This window comes from Planktophila turicensis (SeqCode), assembly GCF_965234405.1.
Taxonomy (GTDB): Bacteria; Actinomycetota; Actinomycetes; order Nanopelagicales; family Nanopelagicaceae; genus Planktophila; species Planktophila turicensis.
This window is the reverse complement of record NZ_OZ248346.1, coordinates 990,610-1,010,073: the sequence shown is the minus strand read 5'-3', so window position 1 is coordinate 1,010,073 and position 19,464 is coordinate 990,610. Positions and strand designations below refer to the sequence as shown.

Annotated in this window: 23 protein-coding genes and 1 tRNA gene; 16 read left to right on the top strand and 8 right to left on the bottom strand. The window is 47.8% G+C overall.

All coding sequences use genetic code 11. From position 1 onward, the window contains the following. Positions 1-6: 6 nt before the first annotated feature. Positions 7-537 (bottom strand): Rv3235 family protein, encoded by a 531-nt coding sequence (locus tag AC8GFK_RS05185; protein ID WP_506624928.1) that lies wholly within the window; start codon positions 535-537, stop codon positions 7-9. 123 nt (positions 538-660) lie between these two features. On the opposite strand from AC8GFK_RS05185, the gene AC8GFK_RS05180 reads away from it, so the two are divergent. From AC8GFK_RS05180 to AC8GFK_RS05165, 4 genes are read left to right on the top strand one after another with little or no spacing between them, the layout of a single operon-like run. After that, on the top strand, positions 661-1,257 hold the full coding sequence (locus AC8GFK_RS05180; protein ID WP_506624927.1) for a hypothetical protein: 597 nt from the start codon (positions 661-663) through the stop codon (positions 1,255-1,257). After that, positions 1,250-2,335 (top strand): CpaE/TadZ family protein, encoded by a 1,086-nt coding sequence (locus AC8GFK_RS05175; protein WP_506624926.1) that lies wholly within the window; start codon positions 1,250-1,252, stop codon positions 2,333-2,335. The genes AC8GFK_RS05180 and AC8GFK_RS05175 overlap by 8 nt, the downstream gene beginning before the upstream one ends. A 19-nt stretch (positions 2,336-2,354) precedes the next feature. Then, entirely contained in the window at positions 2,355-2,744 is a 390-nt protein-coding gene (locus tag AC8GFK_RS05170; RefSeq protein WP_506624925.1) for a DUF6912 family protein, read from the top strand. 6 nt (positions 2,745-2,750) lie between these two features. Beyond that, positions 2,751-4,223, top strand: coding sequence for a sensor histidine kinase (locus AC8GFK_RS05165; protein WP_506624924.1), 1,473 nt, complete (start codon positions 2,751-2,753; stop codon positions 4,221-4,223). Between the two features lie 8 nt (positions 4,224-4,231). On the opposite strand, the gene AC8GFK_RS05160 is transcribed toward AC8GFK_RS05165, so the two are convergent. After that, a complete protein-coding gene (locus tag AC8GFK_RS05160; RefSeq protein WP_095673817.1) occupies positions 4,232-4,495 on the bottom strand; it encodes a WhiB family transcriptional regulator in 264 nt (87 codons plus the stop codon). 133 nt (positions 4,496-4,628) lie between these two features. After that, positions 4,629-4,700 (bottom strand) — tRNA-Arg (locus AC8GFK_RS05155). A gap of 27 nt (positions 4,701-4,727) precedes the next feature. Between AC8GFK_RS05155 and msrA the strand changes: the two genes are divergently transcribed. Next, on the top strand, positions 4,728-5,255 hold the full coding sequence (gene msrA / locus AC8GFK_RS05150) for a peptide-methionine (S)-S-oxide reductase MsrA (RefSeq protein ID WP_506624923.1): 528 nt from the start codon (positions 4,728-4,730) through the stop codon (positions 5,253-5,255). On the opposite strand, the gene AC8GFK_RS05145 is transcribed toward msrA, so the two are convergent. Then, entirely contained in the window at positions 5,248-5,865 is a 618-nt protein-coding gene (locus AC8GFK_RS05145; protein WP_506624922.1) for a DNA-3-methyladenine glycosylase family protein, read from the bottom strand. The genes msrA and AC8GFK_RS05145 overlap by 8 nt on opposite strands. A gap of 34 nt (positions 5,866-5,899) precedes the next feature. Here AC8GFK_RS05145 and AC8GFK_RS05140 point away from each other — a divergent pair, with 34 nt between their 5' ends. The 5 genes from AC8GFK_RS05140 to hpf are packed head-to-tail and all read left to right on the top strand — an operon-like array spanning position 5,900 to position 9,115. Next, entirely contained in the window at positions 5,900-7,063 is a 1,164-nt protein-coding gene (locus AC8GFK_RS05140) for a MalY/PatB family protein (RefSeq protein ID WP_506624921.1), read from the top strand. Positions 7,064-7,079: 16 nt separating this feature from the next. Then, positions 7,080-8,147: a trans-sulfuration enzyme family protein gene (locus AC8GFK_RS05135; RefSeq protein ID WP_506624920.1), complete on the top strand. Its 1,068-nt coding sequence runs from the start codon at positions 7,080-7,082 to the stop codon at positions 8,145-8,147. 39 nt (positions 8,148-8,186) lie between these two features. Continuing rightward, the gene (locus AC8GFK_RS05130) at positions 8,187-8,333 is read left to right on the top strand and encodes a hypothetical protein (RefSeq protein ID WP_190276991.1); all 147 of its coding nucleotides are present in this window, start codon (positions 8,187-8,189) and stop codon (positions 8,331-8,333) included. Beyond that, the gene (locus tag AC8GFK_RS05125; protein WP_506624919.1) at positions 8,334-8,717 is read left to right on the top strand and encodes a hypothetical protein; all 384 of its coding nucleotides are present in this window, start codon (positions 8,334-8,336) and stop codon (positions 8,715-8,717) included. A 50-nt stretch (positions 8,718-8,767) separates the two neighbouring features. Further along, a complete protein-coding gene (hpf, locus tag AC8GFK_RS05120) occupies positions 8,768-9,115 on the top strand; it encodes a ribosome hibernation-promoting factor, HPF/YfiA family (RefSeq protein WP_506624918.1) in 348 nt (115 codons plus the stop codon). On the opposite strand, the gene AC8GFK_RS05115 is transcribed toward hpf, so the two are convergent. Then, positions 9,116-9,574: a hypothetical protein gene (locus AC8GFK_RS05115; protein ID WP_506624917.1), complete on the bottom strand. Its 459-nt coding sequence runs from the start codon at positions 9,572-9,574 to the stop codon at positions 9,116-9,118. Between the two features lie 112 nt (positions 9,575-9,686). Between AC8GFK_RS05115 and AC8GFK_RS05110 the strand changes: the two genes are divergently transcribed. The 5 genes from AC8GFK_RS05110 to AC8GFK_RS05090 all read left to right on the top strand — a co-directional run bounded on the left by AC8GFK_RS05110 (position 9,687) and on the right by AC8GFK_RS05090 (position 14,608). Then, complete coding sequence (locus AC8GFK_RS05110) at positions 9,687-10,373, top strand: response regulator transcription factor (protein WP_095673809.1); 687 nt, start codon at positions 9,687-9,689, stop codon at positions 10,371-10,373. Further along, positions 10,370-11,593 (top strand): sensor histidine kinase, encoded by a 1,224-nt coding sequence (locus AC8GFK_RS05105; protein ID WP_506624916.1) that lies wholly within the window; start codon positions 10,370-10,372, stop codon positions 11,591-11,593. Before AC8GFK_RS05110 ends, AC8GFK_RS05105 begins: the two co-directional genes overlap by 4 nt. A 10-nt stretch (positions 11,594-11,603) precedes the next feature. Then, on the top strand, positions 11,604-12,794 hold the full coding sequence (locus AC8GFK_RS05100; RefSeq protein ID WP_506624915.1) for a class I SAM-dependent methyltransferase: 1,191 nt from the start codon (positions 11,604-11,606) through the stop codon (positions 12,792-12,794). A 4-nt stretch (positions 12,795-12,798) separates the two neighbouring features. Next, entirely contained in the window at positions 12,799-14,127 is a 1,329-nt protein-coding gene (argG, locus tag AC8GFK_RS05095; RefSeq protein ID WP_506624914.1) for an argininosuccinate synthase, read from the top strand. A 76-nt stretch (positions 14,128-14,203) separates the two neighbouring features. Then, on the top strand, positions 14,204-14,608 hold the full coding sequence (locus AC8GFK_RS05090; protein ID WP_095674190.1) for an FKBP-type peptidyl-prolyl cis-trans isomerase: 405 nt from the start codon (positions 14,204-14,206) through the stop codon (positions 14,606-14,608). Between the two features lie 4 nt (positions 14,609-14,612). Here AC8GFK_RS05090 and AC8GFK_RS05085 read toward each other — a convergent pair whose 3' ends face one another. Next, positions 14,613-16,268, bottom strand: coding sequence for a glycoside hydrolase family 13 protein (locus AC8GFK_RS05085; RefSeq protein WP_506624913.1), 1,656 nt, complete (start codon positions 16,266-16,268; stop codon positions 14,613-14,615). A 121-nt stretch (positions 16,269-16,389) separates the two neighbouring features. Between AC8GFK_RS05085 and AC8GFK_RS05080 the strand changes: the two genes are divergently transcribed. Next, a complete protein-coding gene (locus AC8GFK_RS05080; protein WP_506624912.1) occupies positions 16,390-16,995 on the top strand; it encodes a trimeric intracellular cation channel family protein in 606 nt (201 codons plus the stop codon). A gap of 119 nt (positions 16,996-17,114) precedes the next feature. Here the strand turns inward: AC8GFK_RS05080 and AC8GFK_RS05075 are convergent, their stop codons facing one another. Both AC8GFK_RS05075 and AC8GFK_RS05070 read right to left on the bottom strand, forming a co-directional pair. Beyond that, complete coding sequence (locus tag AC8GFK_RS05075; protein ID WP_506624911.1) at positions 17,115-18,800, bottom strand: sensor histidine kinase; 1,686 nt, start codon at positions 18,798-18,800, stop codon at positions 17,115-17,117. A 7-nt stretch (positions 18,801-18,807) separates the two neighbouring features. After that, a complete protein-coding gene (locus AC8GFK_RS05070) occupies positions 18,808-19,446 on the bottom strand; it encodes a response regulator (protein ID WP_506624910.1) in 639 nt (212 codons plus the stop codon). Positions 19,447-19,464: the final 18 nt, after the last annotated feature.

Below are 19,464 nucleotides of genomic sequence, written 5' to 3'. Positions count from 1 at the left end.
AACGCTCTAAAGCATCTGTAGCGCCGTACATAACCAGCGTCCATCAACGCCTTCAAAACGGATTACTACTGCGCGAAAGCGGTCGTTGTACCTGATGATTACAGTGGATTCGCAGATTCCATCTAGAGGTTCGGTCTGGTGAATGCTCTTGATTTTGCCAATCTCTTTCTGACTACCTGATTTCTTCAGTAGTTCCATATAAATTACGCGATGACACCATCGAATCAATTGCGCTGGTTGGCGACGTCCTGCCCATACCTCAATGACGCTCACAATAAATTTCATGGTCCAAGCGTGAAGCTCAGGTAAGTCCGATGCTGAAGTTGGAATGGGCATCTCATCTAGTTCTAGCTCTTCGCCAAAAGTTGAAGGAACCAGATACAACTTTGCTTTCTGCTCCACTCGTTCAATGACGGGGGGAGCAAAGAGGTCGAGAACAGGATGGCTCCAGAGGGCAGGATCTTCAGTGCTTGATATCAACTGCATCATGGGAGCCTGAGATCGATATGTCGCTGTGAGATTTTCATAAGTAGTCATTTGCCGATACTTGGCTACTCAGGCGCTGAATGAATCGCCCCAAAGAATGATTTACAGTCGCACTAAAGATCTACTGTGGAGAACTCCTCGAAAATTGAGTGAAGTCGCTCGTATCTTGCGCCCATGAATCAGAAGAAGAATTCCCAAACTCGCCTCATTGTTGCCACCGCACTCTGTGCTGCAGCGCTCCTAGCCTCATTTGCTATGTCGAAGGCTGCAAATCAGAGGGAGAAGTATTGGGTAGTGCTCAAACCTATTGCTATGGGAACACAGTTAGAACAATCCGATGTTGGCTATCAAATGGTCGCCTTAGGAAATTCAGGAGGTAACTATCTGGGCGAACAGAGCAACCCAGTAGGATCGATTACCAAACGGCCGTTAGCACCAGGTGATCTGCTTGAAGTCAGTGCCTTGACTAATAATTCGGCAGCATTGGTCAATCAACAGCTCTCAATCAGTCTTCGAAATGTGGATATTCCATCAACTCTGCAGGTGGGTGAAGTTGTAACAATCTTTCAGCTACACGATGCATCAAATGGTGAGGCAGCACTGGAACCCAATCACATTCTTAGCGGAGTGTTTATCGTTGGTTTAGATCGCAAGGGAAGCAACTTCGGGGGAGAAGCAGCACTTACGATTTCAGTAAATCGAGATTCTGTCCCCGATCTCTTATCGGCTACAACCAGTGGAAGACTTGTCATCGTGAGATCACATGGGTGATTTCGTTCAGCAAATTGCCGTTACAGGTATTCGGGATGCAGAGTTCGAAGGTTTCGTAGCAAGCGCTCTCTATGAACAAGGGTGGAACGTTCTTTTTCGTGCGCTGGATTTTCAATCCCTCACTACTTATTTGGATACAAGTACAACTGATAAGCCTTTGCTCCTTCTCTCTACGGATTGCGAAGGGCTGACTTCTGCTGGGCTAGAACTTCTGCGTAAGCAAGGAGCCAAGTACATACTCTTTCGCGCAGAAAACGATCTGCAAGATAAATACCCTGAGGCAGTAGCGCGGCCTGCAACAACTCTTGAACTCGTCGCTCTCTTGCGAGGATCGCTGCGCAACCCACTCATACGCAGTAGCCATGGCGCAAAGGTGCGAGCACGCACGATTGTTCTGAGTGCAGCATCGGGAGCGCTGGGAACTTCAACGCTAACTATCAATCTCGGAGCAGAACTGAGCGAGCTAGGCAGAAAGGTTTTGATTGTTGATGCTCATGCAGAGTCAGCGTCATTCGCATCTCTGTTGGGAGAGAGAGGCCTTAATACCTCAGGTGAAATCCGTGCAATTTCTTCAGGGTTACATATTTTAGAAATCACCCAAGAAAGCGTTGCTCAAGATCTTTCACTGCTCGATCGAGCTCTCTCTGAATTCGATTTCATTCTGATCGATTGTGGAGTACTACGTGATTTTGATAAATCGCTCACTGGGCGTCGTTGGGGGAGCGAGGCGATAATTTGGTCGACAACGCACGCAGATGAAATATGGATTCTTACTCGGACCAACCATTTGGGATTAGAACGCCTCAAGACTCTTATCAATGAACTAAACCGCAATCCGATGAAACCGTCTCCATCATTTGTCAATGCGCAAAGTGCACATGTGAAGAGAGGCTCTTCGCGCGAAGAGCAATTTCTGCAGCTAGTCACTCCTCTTCGCCCAACCCGACTACTTCGACTCCCATGGGACCCGCGAAGTGTCAACGCTGCTGAAGAGAACTTTTCTCCTCTTATCGAGTCCAATGAACGAGGGCTTTTGCGTAAAGTCATCGCAGATATTGCCGGTGAATTAACCTCATAACTTCTTATAGGCTTGGCTCATGCGCGGATATCTAGCTATGACAGCTCAAGAGGTTTCCGAGTTCGCTCAATCCCGCGAATTCGATGTTTCAGATCTTTACGCGCCGACATCACAATTTATTGTCGATAACCAAGACTTAGATGATGAAGAAATCGAATTCACGCTATCCATGGTTGCAGCCGAAGATGCCATTGAAATGAAGACCGCAACCTCGGGCAAGGCCTGCGTTCTCGCATTTGAAGTTCCGCCGGAACTCATTAAAGAGAGCCACGATATGTCTATCTCGCTCTTAACCCCACTGCTCTGGGAACACCTCGAATGCCTCTTTGAAGTTTCTGATGATGGCGAAGAGCTGACATGGTTTGCAACGCAAGAGATTGCCAACAATCTCGAGAGCTGGTTGAAGTAGTTTTCCATGGCATCAATCGAGGATTACGTTCAGGGTAGAAGCCCGCTCTCTGCCGATCAAGTCCATCGTCTTCGCGAGCTTGTAGCTGATTGGCAATTACTTTCTGATCTCTCCTTTGCAGACTTAATTCTCTGGGTGCCGTTGCGTAAAGATATGAAGAGCTGGCCAACAGGTTATGTTGCCGTCGCGCATATACGCCCAACAACTGCGGCCACACTCTTTCCACACGATGTCATTGGTGAAGAAATCACATATGGAGCGCGCCCACATATTGATCAAGCACTTGCTAGCGCTGAAATTATTCGCGATACGCAACCTGAGCCCATGGGCGATTTCATGGTGAAAGAAGAGACGATTCCAGTCATCTTTGATGAACATGTCATCGGAGTAATTTCCCGCCACCGAAACTCAGAGCTGATGCGACAACCCAGCCGCCTCGAACTTAACTACCGAGAGATTGCGCATAACCTCTATCGAATGATTTCTGAAGGAACTTTTCCTTACCCAGATGCAGGGTCACTCTTTGATCCAGCACCACGCGTAGGTGATGGACTTATCCGCCTTGATGTAAATGGCGTTGTTTCTTATGCAAGTCCAAATGCGCGTTCGGCATTTAGTCGACTTGGCTGGATGAGTGAAGTAGAAGGACATTTACTTGGAGAAGTTGCACAATCTCTTGCGCGAGTGCGCCCTGATGCACATGAAGAGACAATCGCACTTGGACTTACAGGAAAATCTCTCAAGCGAGTTGAGATTGAAAATGCGGGCGGAACGATTGATTTCACAGTACTTCCACTGATTAAGAGCGGTGACAGAATTGGCGCGATCGTGATGCTCAATAACGTCACAGAGCTTCGCCGCCGTGAACGAGAATTGGTCACGAAAGATGCAACTATCCGCGAGATTCATCACCGTGTGAAGAACAACTTACAAACGGTTTCAGCGCTACTTCGCCTACAGGCTCGTCGCATCGAAGATCCAGGTGCGAGTGCTGCACTCAATGAAGCAGTACGTCGCATCGCATCAATTGCACTTGTTCACGAAACTCTTTCCAGTAGCCGAGATTCTTCCGTTGCATTTGATGAAGTTCTCGATAGCTTGGTTTCACACGCACTCGAACTCAGCCCGCGAATGAATGAACTACACATTGAGCGAACTGGAAAGTTGGGTTCTCTTGAACCACGAATTGCTACACCGCTTGCACTTGTCATCACCGAGTTAATTCATAATGCGCTCGAACATGGCCTGGCCGAAGAAGGCCTCGCACTCGGCATTCATGTCTCAAGTAATGGTTCAGAGTTATCGGTAACTATTTCAGATGATGGTGTGGGATTCCCTGAAGGCTTTGATATTTCAACTTCACCAAACTTGGGGCTACAGATTGTTCGCACCCTGACAGAGAATGAATTACGCGGAACGCTATCTTTGATTACAGATGAGCAAGAGACTCGGGCCGTGCTTTCCTTCCCAAGTAATTAAGAAAGTTACTACTGACCGCTCTCGGCTAGTCGTGCACGATTTCGTGCAGCACGGCGCTTCAATGCGCGACGTTCATCTTCAGAGAGACCGCCCCAGACGCCAGCATCTTGTCCAGATTCAAGAGCCCATGCAAGACATGGATCTTTCACGATGCAGCGATTGCAGACCTTCTTCGCCTCTTCGATCTGAGTGATAGCAGGTCCAGTATTTCCGACAGGGAAGAAGAGCTCTGGATCTTCTTCACGACATGCAGATTGATGTCTCCAGTCCATGGCTCTACCTCCTCTTCGTAATTCTTGATTATGCGGCGCGTGCTCTGCGCAAGGGACAATTCTCTCTATATCGAGATATTTAAACAAGAAGGTAGCGAAAGAGATTTTCTAAATACGGGTGATTTATATCGCGTGCCCCCGACAGGAATCGAACCTGTGCACCTGCCTCCGGAGGGCAGTGCTCTATCCCCTGAGCTACGGGGGCGCAGGTACAAGGGTAGGTTATCCGACTATGAACAGTTCAGAGAAAGCATATTTTGCAACTGGTTGCTTCTGGGGTGCAGAACGTCGATTCTGGAATATCGACGGCGTACTCGAGACAAGCGTTGGTTATATGGGTGGAGTTCGACCAAATCCATCATATGAACAAGTCTGCACCGGCGTCACTGGCCACGCAGAAATGGTTGAAGTCACCTTTGATCCAACTCGCGTGAGCTATCGCAGATTGCTTGAAGAGTTCTGGGTGATGCACGATCCAACATCGCTTAATCGCCAAGGTGGAGATATCGGAACTCAATATCGCAGCGCCATCTTCACGACCTCTGAATCGCAACAGCTTCAAGCCGAGGTAACTCGCGATGTCTATCAAGCAGCTTTGACCCGCGAAGGCATTGATCAGATTGTCACCGAAATCTTGAGCGCTGATGGAGTTCCGTATTACCTCGCTGAGGAATACCACCAGAAGTATCTGCAGAAGAATCCCAACGGATATGACTGTCATTCATCGACCGGTGTGACATTTCCAGCGCTAGCTAACTAATCGCTCTCCAGCAGTACCACGCCACAACGCTTCGATAGGGGCGGAATTTCTCGCCCTTCTTTTCTAGCGCTTTGGGTTGAATTTCTTCCTTAAGGGAATACATCTTCTCCCAGCCTCGGCGCACACCGAGGTCGCCGGTCGGCCAAATATCTAATCGGCTGAGTTGATGCATCATAAACATATCGACAGTCCATGGACCGATACCCCAAAGCGAGGTCAGTTGATCAAAGACGAATTGATCATCTTCAATTTCGTGCAACTTATTGATATTAATTCTCTTTGAAAGTGCAGCATCGGCTAGACCTTGGATAGTTTTAAACTTCGCGCCCGATACCCCCGCTGCTCGCATATCTGTCTCAGATATTTCGGCAATACGACCAGGAACCATGCGACCTTTAGCTAAACCCTTTACTCGGGCATAAATAGTGTCTGCAGCCTTTACTGCTAATTGTTGTGAGATTACCGATTCAACGAGAGCCTCAAAGTGGGTGACTGGCTTAGGGTTTCTGCCTAGCGTGCATAAAGGATGAGCCTCAATCACTTTGGCGAGTCGCGCATCACGTGCTGCTAAGTCGCGCGCAATCTTCTTCATTTGCGACTCGGAGATCATGGATTAACTTTATTCGCAGTGACATACTAAGTCCATGCATCACCTCAAGGCCCTCGATCTCGCTGAATTACAGACACACCGCAGCGAAAAATGGCGGGCCTTTCCTAAGGAGATCCTTCCACTTCCTGTTGCTGAAATGGATTTCCCCGTAGCTGATCCAATTCGCCAAACCCTTCGCGAGATGATCGATCATTCTGATTTAGGTTATCTTGGGTCGATTCCAGAAATGGGCCTAGCTTTTGCAGGATTTGCGAAGCGTCGCTGGGGTTGGACAGTTGATCCACTACAAGTTCGCATTGCTGCCGATGTAGGCGTTGGTGTTGTTGAAGCTCTTCGTGTAATTACAAAACCTGGCGATAAGATTTTAATTAATCAACCTGTCTATCCTAATTTTTGGACATGGTCTCAAGAGACGCATCTAGTAGAAGTTGATGTGCCTTTGACTCAATCTGAAGCAGAAGTTAACGGAAGCCATTGGATTCTTGACTGGGATGGAATCGAAAAGGCATACGCATCTGGGATCAAGGTGCACCTGATCAGTAACCCCCACAATCCTCTCGGCCGCGTATATACGAAGGAAGAGCTTTCTCGACTCGCAGATTTAGCGAAGAAGCACAACGTCTATGTCTTGAGCGATGAGATCCATGCGCCGCTTACATTTGCCGAGCAGACATTCACACCGTTCCTGGCTGTATCTGACAATGCGCGCGAAGTTGGAATCACAATCACCGCAGCGAGCAAGGGTTGGAATATTGCCGGCCTTAAGTGCGCAATCATCGTTACCGACCACGAAAAGATGCACGAGCTTCTTAATGGGATCGCGCCGGCCACGCATTACAGGGCTTCCCTTCTTGGAGCCTTTGCCACAGTGACCGCCTTCGAAAAGGGCGAGCCGTGGCTCAACGAGTTAATGGTTCAACTAGATCACAACAGAAATTTGGTTTCTCAACTGATCGCAGAGAAGACTCCTGGAGTTGGTTATTTGATCCCGCATTGCTCATATTTGGCATGGCTAGATCTCACGTCCTTCAATTTAGGAGAAGATCCTTCTAGTGTTTTACTTGAAAAAGCGAAGGTCGCCTTTGTTCCTGGCCACCGTTTCGGCTCACAAGCAACGCAATTTGTGCGCCTCAACTTTGCAACAAGCCCTGAAATTCTTGAAGAGGCCTTCAATCGCCTCGCCACAGTTCTACGCTAACGATTACTCTTATCCAATGAGCAACGAGAACCTTCATCCCGAGACCCTTGCCATTTCATCGGGTCGCCCAGGCCATGAAGCCGGTGAAGGTATCAATATTCCGATTTCGCTCAATTCAACATTTGTTGCTGGTGGCCCAATCAATTACGGACGTACAGGCAATGAAACCTGGCAGCCTCTTGAAGAAGCGATCAGCGCGCTTGAAGAAGCCACATCAACCCTGCTCTTCTCTTCTGGAATGGCTGCAATCACTGCTGCATTCTCACTTCTGCCTCACGGTGCGCCAGTTGTTGCATCCCACGAGGGTTACAGCGGAACGATGGCTCTGCTCAAGCGATATCACGCAGAAGGTCGCCTTGAAGTTCGCTTCGTAGATATCACCGATACGAAAGAGGTAATTGCACAATTGCAAGGCGCAGCTTTCTTATGGGTTGAATCTCCAACAAACCCTGGTCTTGGTGTCGCTGAAGTTTCAGTCATTATTGGCGAAGCAAAGAAGCGCAACATGGGCGTTGGATTCGACAACACTTTTGCTACACCACTTAATCAGAAACCACTTACTTTCGGTGCAGATATCGTGATGCATTCGGTGACCAAGTATTTAGCCGGCCATAGCGATGTCATCCTCGGCTCTCTTTCAGTGAAGGATTCAGCGCTGCTTGCTCGTCTACAAGATGCACGAGTCTCTTATGGCGCTATCCCTGGCCCATTTGAATCATGGCTTGGCCTTCGAGGCATTCGCACATTCCCACTCCGCTTTGAGCAGGCTCAGAAGAGCGCTGCAGAATTGGCTAAGAAGTTGGCGGGGCATAACGCTGTTACCAATGTTCGCTACCCAGGTTTTGGTGCGATTATCTCCTTCGAGATCACAGGTGATGCTGTTTCAGCTGAACGCGTATGCGATGGCGCAGCCATCATCACCAATGCGACAAGCCTTGGGGGAGTTGAGACCACATGGGAACGTCGTCGCCGTTGGGCACTTGAAAGCGACAGCGTTCCAGAAAACCTCATCCGCCTCTCAGTCGGATGCGAACATGTTGAAGATTTGTGGCGAGATATCGACACCGCACTTTCTAAGGCATAAAAGAGGCACTTATCCTTAAAGAGGAGTATTTTTATCCTCATGAAGGCACTTCGACGACTCATCGCAGCGGTAACCGTTGCGATTCTGGCATTTCGTGCTGTCGGCTCTTTTCTCTCATGGGTTGAGAAGCAAGATGACACATCTACCGATGCTTGGGTTGATGAAGATGAATTCGAAGATGCATAAATGAGCGATCAATACGTTGCAGGTTCTTGCAATATCGGTAAGGCTGAAGTTCGCCAACGCCAAGTTGTTGCGCTAATCGGACTCTTTCTCAGCGTAAGTGCTCTCGTTGGGTTTATTTCAACAGATGCAGCGCCTTCGATTCGTTTGGGAATTTTCCTCCCGCTTGCAGTCTTCTCCATTGGCTTCGTTCAATCACGTAAGCGCTTCTGTCTGGCATACGGTTTTATGGGCACATTTAACTTTGGACGCCTAGGAAAAATCTCTCGCGTAGCCGATAAGGCCGCTCTGGCAGCTGACCGCAAGACCGCTATCACCATCCTCGTTCAGTCGCTGGCTCTGGCCGCAGTACTGACACTCATTGTTTATCTCTTGCCACTTAATTAATTTTTTCTTCCCTCTTACATTTTCACTTGCCGAGTGACATTGTTGGAGATGTGAAAATCATTATCCATACTCGACATGCAGAACTCGCATCAGACTTTAAAGAGATAGCAGAAGAGAAACTTCACTCAATGGAACGCTTTAGCGTCGTAATTGATCGCATTGAAGTAGAAGTTACCCACGAGGCGAATCCTCGACAAGGCAAGAATTCCCACAAAGTCGTTATTACATCGCATGGTTCAGGGCCTTTGCTTCGAGCCGAGTCATTGGGCTTCAATGATGTTGCTGCATTCGATGATGCGATAAAGAGTATTGAACTTCAAATTCGTCGTATTCATGAGAAAGATAAGAGTCATGATCGACAGACTCTGCGAACTATGAAAGTGGATTTAAGCGAATAGTTAACGCTTTGGCTTTGCCTTCTGATCGCTCATGCTCGGAGATGCCATCTTGGTTGGTCGAACAGGTTCGGTAGGCGGCGTTGGCAATGAACCAAGAGCGGCGACTGCACTTTCACGAGCAACAATTGCTGCAGCAACAGCGCTTCGACGTTGTGCGGAGATAGCGTTCTTCTGATCTGGAGTCGTTGCAGTCGCCATCAAAGTCTTTGCTTCGTACGTTGCCTTATCTACTGAAGCTTTAAATGCAGAGTTAATTTCACGAATGCGTTGTTCGCGGTTTCTGACTGCTTGAATAAAAGCTTCGCGATCCTTCTTGTATTGCTCCTGAAGTGCTTTGAAAGAAGTTGCAGTCGGAGAAGGAGTCGGAGAAGGAGTTACATCTGCGTGTGATGGAGTGAGAGCGAGAGAGAAGAGCGCGACTGAAAGGGCAATAGTTGCCTGTCGGTAGTTTCTTCTCATGCGCCAATAGTAATTCTTATGACGTGTGAATATTCTGTGAAAGTCCTCGTGGCTCCGTGTGCGAAGTTGAATGACGGTGGCAATTGAGCGTTGTACATGGCAAGGTTGGGGCATGAGCCAATTAATTATGGTGATCGATGATGAAGCAGGAGTCCGTGATTTATTGGGTGATGCTCTCAAGTTGGCTGGTTTTGAGACCGTAACCGCACCTGATGCAATGGTCGCGCAGACCCTGCTGCGAACAACTAAGCCTGATTTGCTCATAGTCGATATCAATATGCCGATGATGGATGGATTTGAATTTGTTGAGCGAATCCGCAGCAACGGCGATAACACCCCAGCGCTGATGTTGAGCGCTCGTGGCGATCGTGCAGATATCACTCGCGGGCTGACGCTAGGTGCCGATGACTACGTGACAAAACCATTTGGTCTTGAAGAGCTCGTTCTACGCATCAAAGCGATTCTGCGCCGTTCGCAATTTACGGTTGCTACTTCTGCAAGTCTGTCATGCGGTCCAATATCTCTGGATAGCGATTCACATCAGGTCACTTTCAATGATGAAGTTGTCGATCTTTCACCTACAGAATTTCGATTGCTTCACGTGCTTCTCGAAAGTAAAGGTCGCGTATTGAGCAAGACCTACCTGCTAGACGAAGTCTGGGGAATTACCTTCGAGTCCGAGAGTACCGTGGTTGATACCTATATTTCCTACCTTCGCAAAAAGTTGCATAGAGATGGCTTTGAAGGAATTCGTACTGTCAGAGGAGTTGGCTTTCAGCTTCAAGCGGAGAAGAAGTGAAATTTTCCTCATCTTCGCGCATCAGTATTGTCACCGTTTTACTCCTCACTTTAATTACTGTCGGAGTCGGAGGCTTCTCGGTCCTGCATTCGCAAGGAGCCGAGATTGATAAAGTCGACCGCACTCTTAATTTTGTTGCTCAATCCGCATTCGAGAATCCCACACAACCTGTTGGTGCTGCCCTCTTTGCTATTGAGCAATCAGGATTAGATATCACCCTTAGCTTCTTAACTCACGAGGGCGATGAAACGCTTATTAATGAGTCATCTCTTAATTACTTAGGTGCTCCCGATTTTCCAACTGTAGAGCGTGCATCGATGGTGCCAGTTCGAATTCCTGGAAGTGCTCCCTATCGATTTCGATCTGTTCTCGTAGAAGGTGGCGATTTCATCATCATTGCGCGCTCAACTGATGATTTAGATTCTAACTTCCGTTCAAATCTTCAATCACTTGCTGTCTTTACCTTTGTCATCGACACCTTGGCCGCGCTACTTCTTTTCTTCTATTTCAGGCGCATCAATCGTCGCGACGAGACAGCCTCTCTTGCTCGCATGCAAGAGTTCTTAGGAGATGCATCCCACGAACTGCGAACCCCGCTAACTGTCATCAAGGGATATGTCGAAATGCTGAGCAAGAATCAGCTGAAAGAAGATTCAGATAAAGAACGTGCATTTAATCGCGTTGGCAATGAGATTCAACGTATGGAGACTCTTGTTCAAGATCTGCTCCTTCTTGCAGAACTAGGGGAGAGCGGGGCTCGGGATATTGAAAAGATTGATCTCAGCGAAATCTTGAATTCGCATGGCACTGACTTCATCACTTTAAACCCTGAGCGAAAAGTGACGCTTGCGATTTCTTCAAGTGTCATCATCGAAGCGTCACGTGATTACATGGCGAGGTTTATTCAGAACGCTCTGACAAACATTGTGCGCCATACAGATAACGACGTTGCTGTAAACATTTCACTCACAACATATGGAAAAACTGCAGAGCTGATAATCGAAGATGCTGGTAAGGGCTTACCTGCAAGCGCTTACCGTGAAGATATTCGCTCACTCAATCGATTTGATAAATCTCGCTCGCGTGAAAATGGTGGCTCTGGGCTGGGAATGAGCATCATGTCTGCAGTCATACAAAAGCTTGGCGGAAGATTCTCCCTTCGCAAGAGTTCTTTAGGTGGCCTTGCAATCGTGGTCGAATTACCTGTCGTTAAAGACTAAACTCACGTATGTGAGCGATCAGAACCTAGAATCTACTTTCTCTGAATTAGAGGCGCTCTTCTCCAATACTGATTCACTAGTGCGCGTTGTCCTTTCCGGTCGTCGTCGCAACATGCAGACCCCGAACGAACGCATTGATATCAGGCCAGTTGCACTCAAAGACGGAGTCGCCATTCAAATTAGCCATAGCGATGGCAGACAAATGACATCAAAGAATTATGCGCCCGCCGATGCTCCATTTGCTCAACTAATTCGCGCTGGTTTTGCCAACATATTGCTTGAGCACACCGAAGGTTCGCTAGCTTTGCGAATTACTAAGAAGGGCGAGCCACTCGTTCATCGCGAAAGCGCAAAGCGCGAGCAAGATCTTTCGCACGATCGAAGTAAATCTCGCTTACTTGATGCATCCGATCCATATTTGGTTGCCATTGGAATTTCAGATGCCAAGGGCCATGTAAAGCCCAGCAAGATGGATAAGTACAAGCAGGTGGAAGAGTTTCTTCGTCTGTTGATGCCTACCTTGACTGCCGCAATTTCAGCAGGACAGATTCACCAGCCTTCTGAAAACGATCCGCTCACAATAGTGGACCTTGGTTGCGGACATGCTTATCTGACTTTCGCTGCTCACCAGTATCTACGCTCGCAGGGCATGGCGGTCAATGTAATCGGGATTGATGTCCGTACGGCTGCTCGCGATCGAAATAATGAGATTGCTCGTCAACTAGATATTAATAAGACAATTGAATTCCGAGCAGAAGAGATCGCCGATACAACTATTAAGAACGCTGACATTTCTATCGCCCTGCATGCTTGTGACACAGCAACGGATGATGCAATCGCATGGACCATTAACTCCGATGCAAAGCTTGCGCTGATTGCTCCATGCTGTCATCACGATATTCAGGCCCAGATGAATGAGATTCCTGAACCCTGGTCGCTCATCACGCGTAATGGAATTATGAAAGAACGTCTGGGTGATCTGCTCACAGATGCTCTTCGTATGCAGATAATGAAGTTACGCGGATATCGCGTTGAAGCAATTGAATTTATTGGGGGAGAACATACGCCGCGAAATCTCATGATTCGAGCGGTGAAGACAGGGGCTATCGCCGATCAGGCTGAAACTCGTAAGTACGAAGAGTTGATTGGTCTCTGGAAAGTAAAACCTGTTCTCGCCTCACTTCTGAAGCCGTTAGACTGAGGTCATGTCTAAGGTTCTAGCTTCCCTTCCTGTTGGCGAAAAGGTCGGTATCGCCTTTTCTGGTGGTCTCGATACATCTGTTGCAGTCGCTTGGATGCGCTCAAAGGGCGCCGTTCCTTGCACCTATACCGCAGACCTAGGCCAATACGACGAGCCAGATATCGATTCAGTTCCAGGCCGCGCAAAAGAATATGGCGCAGAAATTTCTCGACTTGTAGATTGCAAGACGCCACTTGTTGAAGAAGGCCTCGCAGCAATTGCATGCGGAGCTTTCCATATCCGTTCAGGCGGTAAGCAGTACTTCAATACAACACCTCTTGGCCGCGCAGTCACCGGAACTCTTCTTGTTCGCGCGATGTTGCATGACAAAGTTGAAATCTGGGGCGACGGTTCCACATACAAGGGCAATGACATCGAGCGTTTCTATCGCTACGGACTTCTTGCCAACCCAAATCTTCGTATTTACAAGCCATGGCTAGATGCTGATTTCGTTCGCGAATTAGGTGGACGTAAAGAGATGTCCGAGTGGTTGGTCGCTAACAAGCTTCCTTATCGCGACAGCACCGAGAAGGCATACTCAACAGATGCCAACATCTTGGGCGCTACACACGAAGCCAAGGATCTAGAAAACCTCGACGCTTCGATCGAAATTGTTACACCAATCATGGGCGTCAAGTTCTGGGATCCAAGCGTTTCGATCCCATCAGAAGATGTAAAGATTCAATTTGTTCAGGGTCGCCCTGTTGCAATTAACGGTAAAGATTTCACCGATGTTGTGGCGCTCATGGATGAAGCAAACAAGATTGGTGGCCGCCATGGACTCGGAATGGCCGATCAGATCGAGAACCGCATCATCGAAGCAAAGTCTCGCGGAATTTATGAAGCTCCAGGAATGGCGCTTCTCTTTATTGCTTACGAGCGTTTAGTTTCTGCAATTCATAACGAAGACACCATCGCGAATTATCACGCTGAAGGTCGTCGCCTTGGTCGCTTGCTCTACGAAGGTCGCTGGTTAGATCCACAGAGCCTCATGCTTCGCGAATCATTGACTCGCTGGGTTGCATCTGCAATTACTGGCGAAGTCACGATTCGCCTACGTCGTGGAGATGATTTCTCAATCATCAATACAACTGGACCAGCGCTGAGCTATCACCCAGATAAATTGTCGATGGAGCGCACAGAAGACGCTGCATTTGGCCCAACAGATCGCATCGGACAGCTGACTATGCGCAACCTTGATATCGCAGATACTCGCGCCAAGCTCGAGATGTACCGCGAACAAGGCCAGCTAGGTGGCGGAGACTTCAACCTGATCAAGGAGCTAGAAAATTAATAACATGACCCGCAAAATTCTTGCCGCAATCTTTGCTATCACTCTCGTCGCAGTAACAATTCTCGGAGGAATACAAATGTCAGGATCAGATTCAACAGTGCTTCCAGTAGTTTCAGCAGTTGCAGGCCAGGCACCGACAATTTCAAAGCCTGAAGGAACTCCTCCAGCAGAGCTCACATTCTCAGATGTCATCGTCGGAACTGGTGCAGAAGTTCTTCCTACTTCAACGCTGACAGTTCATTACACACTTATGGCATGGTCAACAGGACAGATCATCGAATCTTCATGGAGCGGACAGCCTGCAACTTTCCCATTGGCACAAGTTGTTGAGGGATGGCAGAAAGGTTTGCCAGGAGCAAAGGCAGGCGGGCGACGCCTACTTATCTTGCCTCCATCAATGGGTTACGGCGCATCTGGTTCAGGACCAATCGGGCCGAATGAGACCTTGATCTTTTCAGTCGACATTATTGGTGTTGCTTAATTATTTAAGCTTTAAACCAAACGGTTGTACCAGCAGGAATCTTTCCATTAACCACGGGGCGAGTTGAAAGCAATAGCTCGCCCTTTGGCATTTGGTAATTTTCTGCACGGAAGTTGATAATCACATTCCAGCCATTCGGACGTGAGTAGTGGAGAACAGAAATATCTGTCGTGTTATGCCACTTGATCTTTTCGTCAGTTACCAACTCCTTACGAAGAGCTAGCGCCTTGCGATAGATAGAGAGCGCTGAATCTTCCTGCTTCTCTTCTACCTCAACAGCGTAATCAGCAAACCACTTTGGCTGTGGCAAGTGTGCTCCACCAGAACCGAAACCAAATGATGAGCCTGATGCAGTCCAAGGCAATGGGACGCGACAACCATCGCGACCCTTATCAACCTTGAGGTTACGAAGGTACTGAGGATCCTGGATTTCGCTTTCAGGAATATCCGTTACTTCGTGCAGGCCGAGTTCTTCACCTTGGTACATGTAAGTAGAGCCTGGAAGACCCAAGATATAGACAGTTGCTGCCAACGCGTTCTTTGTACCTGAATCAGCATCAAGTGGATGCGATGTTCCATTTGAAAGCATCCAACTACGACGATTAACAGCTGGGTTTAGGCCCATCTTTGTCGCGTGGCGAATCTGGTCGTGGTTTGAAAGTGTCCATGTGCATGAAGATTTATTCTTCGCTGCCAACTCAATCGCTTCTTGAGTCGCAATCTTGTAGGCATTTGCCTCGAATGGAGTTTCAATAAATCGGAAGTCAAAGCACTGACCCAAAGTCTTTGTGCTTGCATAGAGTGGGAGACGCTCTGGGTGAACGAATGCTTCTGCTACTGCCACGCGTGGTGGGTCGTACTGATTGAAGAGTTTGCGCCATTCTTTGTAAATCGCAAAGACTTCATTGCGATCGCCCCAAATACCATTTCCCTTATTGCCGCGCTCAACAAGACCTTCGTGAACAGGCATGCTGCGGAAAGGTTCAGTTAAATCTTTGGCCAATCCATGTGCAACGTCGATGCGGAATCCATCTACGCCACGATCAGACCAGAACTTGAGCGTCTTGAGGAAATCTTCATGTACTTCTGGGTTCTCCCAGTTGAAATCTGGTTGTTCTGGAGCGAACCAGTGGAGGAACCACTGGTTGTTCTTTCCGCCGAATGTTGATTCGTGTGTCCACGATGATGGAGCGAAGTGCGAAACCCAATCTGAAGGTGGAAGTTCGCCATTAGCGCCCTTGCCATCACGGAAGATGTATCGGTTACGTGCAGCCGAACCCTTCTCGGCAGCGAGTGCTTCCTTAAACCATTCGTGCAAGTTTGATGAATGGTTTGGCACGATATCTACGAATACGCGGATTCCTTCTTTATGAAGCCCTGCAAGCATTTCATCAAAGTCAGCGAGCGTTCCTAGCTTTGGATCCACATCGCGATAATCATCAACGTCATAACCACCATCAGCCAAAGCTGATGGATAGAAAGGACTCAACCACACTGCATCAATCGAAAGTGACTTCAAGTAAGGAATGCGTGAAGTGATTCCCTTGATATCACCGATGCCGTCGCCATTTGAATCAGCGAAGCTGCGTGGGTAGATCTGGTAGATGGCAGCTTGGCGCCACCAATTCTTATCTGTTGAGAGTCCTGTTGTTTTCGACATGCGCGGAACTCTACGGAAGCCACCGTCATACCGGTAGCCAAACACGCAAAATGTGACGGAAATGAAACTATTTTGCAGTTTTGTGCAGGCTCAAGCGGTCAGACATCCGTACCCTGTACCCATGACTTTGCTCCACGTCCTTGATCTACTTTCTACTTTCGTCTTCGCACTCGTTGGGGCACGCGTTGCTGCAGATAAGGGTCTTGATTACGGTGGCATCGCCTTCATCGCCGGTATCGCATCTGTATCTGGAGGAACACTTCGTAACGTATTCCTAGGAATGCGACCTATCTGGATTATTGATCCATGGATTGTTGCAAGCGTTATTGCAGCTGTTGTGATCACTCTTGTCTTCAGGCGCGTGACCCATATCGGTAAGACCTTGCTGATTATGGATACTTTTGGATTAGCGGTTGCAACCATGTCTGGAACCCAGTTGGCCTTTGAAATGGATGTCACCTGGTTTGCTGCAATTCTTTTGGGGGTAATTACGGCGGTGACTGGGGGGCTCTTGCGAGATGTTCTATGCCAGTTAGAGCCCGTCTTGCTTCACCGCGAGACAATTGGAACGTCAGCCTTGATGGGTTCAATTACTTTTGTGGCACTTCACCAATTCAGCTTCGGAGACAATATCTGCGCAATTGTTGGAGGAGTGGTTGTAATTCTTACTCGCGTGATTTCAATCCAATTCGACCTGCACTTGCCAAAATTCAGCAAGACTTCCTAAGTGGGTTGTGAGGGACTCGAACCCCCGAGAACGCGACCAGCGCACGTTGGAAGATGGAAATATCAAGCCCTGAGTTTGATGCAGCATATACCGCCCTGGAACAGAGATTGCAATCGACCTTAAACAGTTGAGGCGAGAGGCAGGCTGATTCGCAAGTAAGTCTTTCCTGACTCAGAGCTGATATCTATACCATCAGCAGAATGTTGGGCCAAAAGCAGAGAGCCAAGCCCCGACTTCTTTGAGATCTCACCTTTACCATTATGTGTAAGTTCAATCTGTAGATGAGTTAAGCCTTTTGCAAGCTCGACCTGAATGCTATTTGCCATGCCGTAGCGAATTGTATTTGTAATCATCTCTTCCAAGACTTGTGAAGTTCGCTGCGCGAGGCTTGAACCCTCTTCGAGGTAATTGAGCCCTACTACTTCAATATCCGCAATTCCTTGCCAAGAGGCAATCAATTTTTGAATACGCATAACTCCACCCAACTCACTAGTTGAAATATCTTGATAGTCACGACTGAGAGCAGATTCAAGAGATTGCAATGCCTCTGCAGTACCTGCACCTGACGAATCTCGAGAGGCGGCCTCTAGACGTTTGGAAATACCAAATAACTCTGATTGCAAGGAGTTATGGAGATACTCAGCAAGCTCAACCCCACTCTTAGAGGTCTGATCTTCCACGGATAGAGAGGCGACTCTAAATCCAACGGAGGCAGCAGCCCCGATTGCAAAATCTCGATCTCGAATCACCAAACGATAAGCTGAAACCAACAAGATCAGTCCAGGAATAGTTGGGGAGATGAGTAATCCAGCAACAGCACTGGCTGTTTCATTGAGTGGGTTACGAATAGCAATGGGGACAAAGACAGGCAGTAATCCAACGAGGGCTAAGAAAGTGATACCGAGAGGAAAAAGTCTATTTCCCACTCTACTTTGCAAGAAGAAGTAACTCTGAATCAGAAGCAGCGATGTAACTGCACCAATCGTTGTCACATAAAGAGATGATTTGAATCCAAGAACAAGAGCAATTCCGTATCCACCGACAAAGAACTGGTAAGCCAAAATGTACTTGACGCTGAAATCTAAATGCTCAATCGCATCTTTCAAAATTCCAAGCATGTGGCGGTGTTTAACCTGGCCCAGTGCGTTCACCCATAAACGGTGGCTCAGCGGCCTTAGAACTTCATTTATCTGTGACTGGATCGCCTTTGAAGCTTCTAGCAATACCCCTGGCTCAACTCTCTCTTTTCCGACCCCGACAGCGCCCACGCTGTTCTTTATGCCATCAAGTGTTTCCAAATACAGACGACGTGGATCCATTTTGTCGTTGATAACAGAGCGGGGATTTGCAAGCAACAGCGATGCTTCAGCGAATACCTGATGGAATTTGTCTCGCCTGTGTAAGACCATCTCCATGAATGAAGAAATTGTTATGAAGTAGATACCTGTGAAAATCACTGAAGAAAGGATCGAAAAGAGAGGTCCCAAATTGTCAATAAAGCCAAAAGCGCTAATCAACTGATACAAAATTTTGCCTCTTACGGCCCCCACAAGCGCAATAAGTCCTAATGGATAGAAGATGCTTCGCCTTCCTAAGCCAAATTTCTCAGTGAAGAAGCAGACTAGCCACAGCATGGGAAGAGTTATCACAGTGATGAGAAGACCTATAGAAAGACAGAGAAGAAGGAATGCAAAAGATGAGTCATCTTGGATAAGACGAGAAGGAACAGAGAATATTGAGACCAAGCCGTAGTAGAAGAAAGAAATCTTTCTAAACTTAAGGTTTTGAAGTCCAAACTTGAACATGTGGGCCTTAGATCTTTCCAGAGAACTTCTTAAAGGAGTTTGCCAAGAGAATTCGCGGATTGATTGACTTCTCTCGCTTGATTTCAAGGAAGGTGTAGATTCTCGCCAAAATTGCCTCTACAGCTTTTTCGCTAATGTTTCGTCGCGCAGCTATCTCAGAGGAAGAGAGCCCTTCAGAAACTTCTCGCCACACCTCTATCTGAAGATCGGTGAGCTTCTCAAATTTGTTAATGTGATTGACGTTCTCATTAAATGGTCGGTGTTTAGTCTGGAGAATCGTCGAGATAATCTGAGCCACATTATCAATCTCGGACTTCACCAGGTATCTAGATCCTTTAGGAGCGCTAATTCCGCTAATCGATGCAAATCTTGGATCTTGGTAAGAGGTGAGAAAAACAATTCCAATCTGCGGCGAAGACTTTCTCAGCGCATGCGCTAAGTCAAAGCCTGTTGGCCCAATTCCTAAATCCAAGTCAAGAAGTGCAACATCAGCGGGGATTGCATTATTAATTAGAAGTGCTTCTTTGGCTGTAGAAACCGAGCCAGCAATGTCGAAACCTGAATTGCTTAATGCGCTATCTAAGGCCGTGCGGATGAACTTGTCGTCATCGACAACGAGAATACTTCCTAGCTTTACGGCCCTCATAACCCCGAATCATTCTCC